Origin of the sequence: Paraburkholderia sp. EG286B, from assembly GCF_040965655.1 — a bacterium.
GTDB lineage: Bacteria > Pseudomonadota > Gammaproteobacteria > Burkholderiales > Burkholderiaceae > Paraburkholderia.
The window spans coordinates 1-381 of record NZ_JBFRCF010000191.1 but is presented as its reverse complement, the minus strand read 5'-3'; the positions used below and the strand labels follow the sequence as shown (position 1 = coordinate 381).

Below are 381 nucleotides of genomic sequence, written 5' to 3'. Positions count from 1 at the left end.
CGACGATGTCGTCCGCGAGATCGATGTTGAGCGTGCCTTCCTTCGTGATAATCAGCTTCAGGAAGTCGAGCAGGTTGCGCGCGTAGAGCGCGGAGGCGTCGGCGGCGACCATCGAGGCGAGGTTCGTGTAGCCGCAGATCTGCACGCCGTGGTGCGTCACCACCCTGTCGGCCTCGGTGAGCGGGCAGTTGCCGCCGCGTCGGCCGCTGGCCTCGTCCGCAACGGGACCGCGTCCTGCCGCGAGGTCGATGACCACCGAGCCCGGCTTCATCGCCTGCACGGTTTCCGAAGGCAGCAGCGTCGGCGCGTCGCGGCCCGGAATCAGTGCGGTCGAGATGATGATGTCCGCCTGCTTCGCGCGCTCGTGCACCAGCGCCGACT

Annotated in this window: 1 pseudogene; it reads right to left on the bottom strand. The window is 68.0% G+C overall.

The annotated features are described in order from the left end of the window. Positions 1–381, bottom strand: a pseudogene (locus AB4Y42_RS44365) (NAD(P)(+) transhydrogenase (Re/Si-specific) subunit alpha); the annotation flags it as partial.